At 68.3% G+C, this 6,334-nt stretch carries 7 protein-coding genes; 1 reads left to right on the forward strand and 6 read right to left on the reverse strand.

The window, feature by feature from the left end; translation table 11 throughout:
• Window position 1: 1 nt before the first annotated feature.
• The 4 genes from smpB to ftsE form a co-directional block, all read right to left on the reverse strand.
• Complete coding sequence (gene smpB, locus SPR02S_RS08000; RefSeq protein ID WP_019056425.1) at window positions 2-550, reverse strand: SsrA-binding protein SmpB; 549 nt, start codon at window positions 548-550, stop codon at window positions 2-4.
• Between the two features lie 81 nt (window positions 551-631).
• A complete protein-coding gene (locus SPR02S_RS08005) occupies window positions 632-1,816 on the reverse strand; it encodes a S41 family peptidase (protein ID WP_174447526.1) in 1,185 nt (394 codons plus the stop codon).
• A gap of 67 nt (window positions 1,817-1,883) precedes the next feature.
• Window positions 1,884-2,801 carry a permease-like cell division protein FtsX gene (gene ftsX, locus SPR02S_RS08010; protein WP_019056427.1) on the reverse strand — a complete coding sequence of 306 codons (918 nt, stop codon included), beginning with the start codon at window positions 2,799-2,801 and terminating at the stop codon, window positions 1,884-1,886.
• Between the two features lie 55 nt (window positions 2,802-2,856).
• The gene (ftsE, locus tag SPR02S_RS08015) at window positions 2,857-3,546 is read right to left on the reverse strand and encodes a cell division ATP-binding protein FtsE (RefSeq protein WP_019056428.1); all 690 of its coding nucleotides are present in this window, start codon (window positions 3,544-3,546) and stop codon (window positions 2,857-2,859) included.
• 260 nt (window positions 3,547-3,806) lie between these two features.
• Here ftsE and SPR02S_RS08020 point away from each other — a divergent pair, with 260 nt between their 5' ends.
• Complete coding sequence (locus tag SPR02S_RS08020; protein WP_019056429.1) at window positions 3,807-3,998, forward strand: hypothetical protein; 192 nt, start codon at window positions 3,807-3,809, stop codon at window positions 3,996-3,998.
• 117 nt (window positions 3,999-4,115) lie between these two features.
• On the opposite strand, the gene SPR02S_RS08025 is transcribed toward SPR02S_RS08020, so the two are convergent.
• Together SPR02S_RS08025 and prfB are read right to left on the reverse strand one after the other, a co-directional pair.
• The gene (locus SPR02S_RS08025) at window positions 4,116-4,730 is read right to left on the reverse strand and encodes a hypothetical protein (protein WP_019056430.1); all 615 of its coding nucleotides are present in this window, start codon (window positions 4,728-4,730) and stop codon (window positions 4,116-4,118) included.
• A 335-nt stretch (window positions 4,731-5,065) separates the two neighbouring features.
• Window positions 5,066-6,172, reverse strand: a complete 1,107-nt coding sequence (prfB, locus tag SPR02S_RS08030; RefSeq protein ID WP_019056431.1) for a peptide chain release factor 2 — start codon at window positions 6,170-6,172, stop codon at window positions 5,066-5,068.
• Window positions 6,173-6,334 lie beyond the last annotated feature (162 nt).

Genomic DNA, 6,334 nt, shown 5'->3' on the forward strand with positions numbered 1-6,334 from the left:
GCTACTCGCCGCGCTGCTTCCGCTTCGCCGACGCGATCGCGCGGTCCGACTCCCGGCGGTCCTGCTTCTCGCGCAGGGTCTGCCGCTTGTCGTACTCCTTCTTGCCTCGGGCGAGGGCGATCTCCGCCTTCGCCCGGCCGTTGCTGAAGTACAGGGCGAGGGGCACGATCGTGTGACCCGTCTCCTGGATCTTGGACTCCAGCTTGTCGATCTCCTCGCGGTGCAGCAGGAGCTTGCGCTTGCGGCGCACGGAGTGGTTGGTCCAGGTGCCCTGGTGGTACTCGGGGATGTGGGCGTTGTGCAGCCACGCCTCGCCCCCGTCGATCTGGACGAAGCCGTCGGTCAGCGAGGTCCGGCCCTCGCGCAGCGACTTGACCTCGGTACCGGACAGGACGATCCCGGCCTCGTAGGTGTCGATGATCGCGTAGTCGTGCCGGGCCTTCTTGTTCTGGGCGACGATCTTGCGCTTGCCGCCCTTCTCGCCGTCCCTGGCCTTGCCGCCGGCGGCCCCGCCGCCCTGCTTGGGCTGGGACTCCTTGGGTACGTACATTCCCTTGCTCATAGTGCTGCCCATTTTCGCACTACAAGGGGGTCCGAGGGAAAGGCGATTACGGACGGCGATCGGGAACGCCTACGACGCGTCGCCGAGCCCGCTCAACACCGTCTCGGCGCGCTCCACGGCGGCCTGCCCCTGGGCGGTGACATCGAGGTCGGGGGTGATGCCCCGGCCGTCGACGGTGTGGCCGGAGGGGGTGCGATAGTGGCCGACGGTCAGTTCGGCGACGACGCCGTCGGGCAGTTTGCTCGGCATCTGGACCGAGCCCTTGCCGAAGGTCCTGGAGCCCACGACGACCGCGCGACCGCGGTCCTGGAGGGCGCCGGTGAGCATCTCGGCCGCGCTCATCGTGCCGCCGTCGACGAGCGCGACCAGGGCTCTGGTGGTGTCACCGCCGGCGGCCGCGTGCAGGGCGCGCTGCCGGCCGTCGACGTCGTACGTCGCGACGAGGCCGCCGTCGAGGAAGGCGGAGGCGGCGGTGACGGCCTCGGTGACCAGGCCGCCGGAGTTGCCGCGCAGGTCGAGGATGAAGGCGGAGTCGGCCGGGGCCTGTCGTACGGCGGTGCGGACGAGGTCGCCGACGCCCTTGGTGAACGCGGCGATCTTGATCACGGTGACCTCGCCGGGCAGCTTGCGGACGGTCACGGAGTCGGTGGAGAGGCGGGCGCGCCGTACGGTCTCGCTCCACGCGTGCGTGCCGCGCTCCAGGCCGAGGGTGACGGCGGTACCGGCGGCGGCGTCCTGGGCGTCGCCCCGCAGTAAGGAGACGACCTCGGTGACGGGCTGTCCGTCGACGTTCTCGCCGTCGACGGTCCGTAGCCGGTCGCCCTTGTGCACACCCGCGGCGGCGGCGGGCGACCCGGACTGCACCTTGGTCACCTCGATCCGGCCGTCCCGCTCGCGCCGGGCCCAGAGCCCGACGCCGGTGTACTGGCCGTCGAGGGCCTCCTCGAACTCCTCGTACTCCCCTTGGGAGTACACGGCACCCCAGCGGTCCCCGCTGCGGCTGACGGCGCGCTCGGCGGCCTCCATGGGCGACTTGCCGTCGGCCTTGGCCTCGGCGGCGGCCTTCGCGACGTCCTCGTCCGAACTCACCGTCGCCGAACGGGCCGTACCGGAGCCCGATTTCCGGTCGGACAGGTCGGGTTCGTCGAACGACCCGGCCGCCGCACCGGCCACCAGCACACTCGCGAACACCAATGTCAGGGCGGCCCCGCGGCGGATGCGGCGGGGCTGACAGAACAGGTCACGACCTGACATGGCGGTGAGTCTAGGACAACGCGAAGGGCCGCACGGGCGGTTGCCCGTACGGCCCTCTTGGCATGTGTCACACCTTCAGGTACTTGCGCAGCGCGAAGAACGCCGCAAGCGCGGGCATCAGGAGGCTCGTCGCGAGGATGAGCGGGAGCTTCGTCAACACCGCGTCCCAGCCGATGAAGTTGATCAAATTCAGCTTGTGGGACAGGTCCAGGCCGTGGTCGATGATGAAGTACCGGCCGACCACCAGGAATCCGCAGGCGACCGTGCCGCCGATCAGACCGGCGACCGCGGCCTCCATGATGAACGGGGCCTGGATGTAGAAGCCGGACGCGCCGACCAGGCGCATGATGCCGGTCTCGCGACGACGGCTGAACGCCGAGACGCGCACCGTGTTGACGATCAGCATCAGGGCGACGACCAGCATGAGGGCCATCACCGCGCGGGCGGCCCAGTTCATGCCGTTCAGGAGGCCGAAGAGGTTGTCCAGGATGCCCTTCTGGTCCTGCACCGACTGGACGCCGTCACGGCCGTCGAAGGCGGTCGCGATGACCTGGTACTTCTCCGGGTCCTTGAGCTTGATGCGGTACGACTCCTGCATCTGGTCCGGCGTGAGCGAACTGGCCAGCGGGGAGTCGCCGAACTGCTGCTTGTAGTGCTTGTACGCCTCGTCCTGGGACTCGAAGACGACGTTCTGGACGACCGACATCTTGCCGAGGTCGGACTTGATCTGCGCCTTCTGGTCGTCGGTCACCGCGCCCTTGGCGCAGTTGGGGTCGGACTCGGCGTCGCTCTTGTTGCAGAGGAAGATCGAGACGTTGACCTTGTCGTACCAGTAGCCCTTCATCGTGGTCACCTGGTCGCTCATCAGGAGCGAGCCGCCGAAGAGGGCCAGGGACAGGGCTACGGAGACGACGACCGCGAAGGTCATCGTCAGGTTGCGGCGGAGACCGACACCGATCTCGGAGAGTACGAACTGGGCGCGCATGGCGGCTTCTTCAGGCCTTTCCGTGGACGGACATCAGACGGCGGTCGGTCGGCGGTCAGTGCTGGTAGCCGTAGACGCCACGTGCCTGGTCACGGACGAGGCGGCCCTTCTCCAGCTCGATGACGCGCTTGCGCATCTGGTCCACGATGTTCTGGTCGTGCGTCGCCATCACCACGGTGGTGCCGGTCCGGTTGATCCGGTCGAGCAGCTTCATGATGCCGACGGAGGTCTGCGGGTCGAGGTTGCCGGTGGGCTCGTCCGCGATGAGGAGCTTGGGGCGGTTCACGAAGGCTCTCGCGATGGCCACGCGCTGCTGCTCACCGCCGGACAGCTCGCCCGGCATCCGGTCCTCCTTGCCGCCGAGCCCGACGAGGTCGAGCACCTGGGGCACCGATTTGCGGATCTCGCCCTTGGACTTGCCGATGACCTCCTGCGCGAAGGCCACGTTCTCGGCGACCGTCTTGCTGGGCAGCAGGCGGAAGTCCTGGAAGACGGTCCCCAGCTGGCGGCGCATCTGCGGCACCTTCCAGTTGGAGATGCGGGCGAGGTCCTTGCCCAGCACATGCACCTGGCCCTGACTGCACCGCTCCTCGCGGAGGACCAGCCTCAGGAAGGTGGACTTTCCGGAGCCGGAGGACCCCACGAGGAACACGAACTCGCCCTTCTCCACTTCCAGGGAGACGTCCCTGAGAGCGGGGCGGGTCTGCTTGGGGTAGACCTTGGAGACATTGTCGAATCGGATCACGGGTGCACCACGGGTAGCCGGGGGTAGGTGTGCGTGACCATACGCGACCCGGGTGTGCCCGCGCAGTCGGCGTCCGGGGTTGCGCGAGGCTTGCACGTTTTGTCGCGGATTTGAAGGGCTGGAACGCACAAGGTCGGGGCAGGATAAGGCGAGCCGCGCCGAATCCCGCGGAACCTGGCACAGTGGAGGGGAACGTTCGGGAACGTTCTCGTGTCCCGTGGCGTTGTGTCTGTGATAGCCGGTGCAAGGAGGGCGAGCGCATGACGTACGACCGGTTGGTGTGCGCGAACTGCGCGGCGCCCGTGAACGAGGGCCGCTGTCCCGTCTGCCGCGCGAACCGCGCGCGGCTGCAGCAGGAGAATCCGTGGGGCAATCTCAACCCCATGGCGTTGATCGCCCTGCTCGCGGTATTGATCGCGGCGCTGGCGCTGGTGGCGCACCAGACCGCGTAAGCGGCCTGTACGAAGGCATACAGAACACAGAACAGAGACACGCAGAAGGGCCCGGAGCGCACGCTCCGGGCCCTTCGTCGTACGACGTGCGTACGGTCCGTACGGGGACGGCTACCGTCAGGCGATCGTGCCGCCGCGGTTGCTGCTCGCGAGACGCGGGAGGACGCGGAAGGCGATGCCGCCGGCGATCATCGTCGCGGCGCCGATCAGCAGGAACGCGGTCTGGCCGGCACCGGTCTCGGCGAGCTCACCGCCGCTGCCCTGGGCCGTCGTGTCGGACCCGGTGTCGGTGAGCGCGGAGGTGCCCGCCTCCTGGGCGGAGGAGCCGCCGTCGGGGTCGGTGTTGTTGCCGCCGGTGGAGCCGGAGCCGCTGGTGCTGCCGTCCGACGGGGTGCCGGTGGGCTCGTCCGTCGGCTCGGTGGGGTTGCCGGTGGGCTCGGTCGGCTCGTCGCTCGGCGGCGTCGAGACCGGAGGCGTCGGGGTGGGCGGCTGGGAGGTCGGCGGCTCCGAGGTCGGGGGCTCGCTCGAGTTCGGAGCGGTCGGGACGTTGGTGTCGGTCGGGGAGGGCGGGGTGGTGTCGTCGAACTTGACGTCCGCGCTGACCCCGTTGTCGTCCACGGTCACGCCCAGGTCGAGCGCCGATGCGGCACCCGCGGCGGTCAGCGAGGCGCCGGCGGCGATGATCGCGCCGGCCGCTATGCGCGCGACACGGATCCGCGTCTTCTTGGTCATTAGGTTGCTACCCCCAGTAGCTCGTCGTCAGGGTGGCGCGTCGGTGTCCGGGGCCGTGATCGACGGGGGTGGCGGCTGGCGAAAGCTCAGATCCCCCGGTTCACATGCGCCCCGCAGACACGCATGCCACGCTTCACCCTTCCCAGTTTTCACAGCAACGTCAAGGCCGTTGCGAGCGCAATGTCCAACTAGGCGTTCTTTGCTGGGGAATGAAACCTGTGAGTGTGATGTAAAACCCAGACATCAAGACTCAAGAGGGGGACGAAAAAGGCAACTGCCGCCCGATGGGAGGCAGTTGCCTTGTCGACAAAGCAACTCGAAAGCCACGCGGGGAGTTACTTCTCCTGCTGCTTGCGCCAGCGAATTCCGGCCTCCAGGAAGCCGTCGATCTCACCGTTGAACACAGCCTCGGGGTTGCCGACCTCGTACTCCGTGCGCAGGTCCTTGACCATCTGGTACGGGTGCAGGACGTACGAACGCATCTGGTTGCCCCAGGAGTTGCCGCCGTCGCCCTTGAGGGCGTCCATCCGGGCCTGCTCCTCCTGGCGGCGGCGCTCCAGCAGCTTGGCCTGGAGCACGTTCATCGCGCTGGCCTTGTTCTGGATCTGCGAGCGCTCGTTCTGGCAGGAGACGACGATGCCGGTGGGGAGGTGGGTCAGGCGCACCGCGGAGTCGGTGGTGTTGACGCCCTGTCCGCCGGGACCGGAGGACCGGTACACATCCACACGCAGCTCGGACTCGTCGATCTCGAGATGGTCGGTCTGCTCGACCACCGGGAGGATCTCGACACCGGCGAACGAGGTCTGGCGGCGCCCCTGGTTGTCGAACGGCGAGATCCGCACCAGCCGGTGGGTGCCCTGCTCGACGGAGAGCGTGCCGTAGGCGTACGGCACGTGCACGGCGAAAGTGGTCGACTTGATGCCGGCCTCTTCGGCGTACGACGTCTCGTAGAGCTCCGTCTTGTAGCCGTGGCGCTCGGCCCAGCGCAGGTACATGCGCTGGAGCTTCTCGGCGAAGTCGGAGGCGTCGACGCCGCCGGCCTCGGCGCGGATGGTGACGACGGCCTCGCGGGAGTCGTACTCGCCGGAGAGGAGGGTGCGGACCTCCATCTCGTCCAGCGCCTTCTTTACGGCGGTCAGCTCGCTCTCCGCCTCGGCGCGGGTGTCCGGGTCGTCCTCCTCCTCGGCCATCTCGAAGAGGACCGAGAGATCGTCGATACGGCCACGCAGGGCCTCGGTCTTGCGGATCTCGGCCTGGAGGTGACTCAGCTTGCTGGTGACCTTCTGCGCCGCCTCCGGGTCGTCCCACAGAGAGGGCGCTGCCGCCTGCTCCTCAAGGACGACGACATCTGCCCTCAGCGTGTCCAGGTCCAGGACGGCCTCGATCGACTCCATGGTCGAGGAGAGGGACTTGAGCTCTTCGGAAACATCGACGACTGCCACGCCTCCAGCGTAACGGCTCCGCCAAGCGGGGAGTGCCGTGGCTGGAACGGGGCTCAAGTCACCCGGCACCGGTGCGTGCGTCCCTGGGACCCCCGGGCCTGTCCCCACCCAAGAGGCGGCCACTCCCCAGCCCGTCCGGCGTTTGAGGACGAGGCCGTTCAG

It is taken from the genome of Streptomyces prunicolor NBRC 13075, from assembly GCF_000367365.1.
In the GTDB taxonomy this organism is placed as follows: domain Bacteria; phylum Actinomycetota; class Actinomycetes; order Streptomycetales; family Streptomycetaceae; genus Streptomyces; species Streptomyces prunicolor.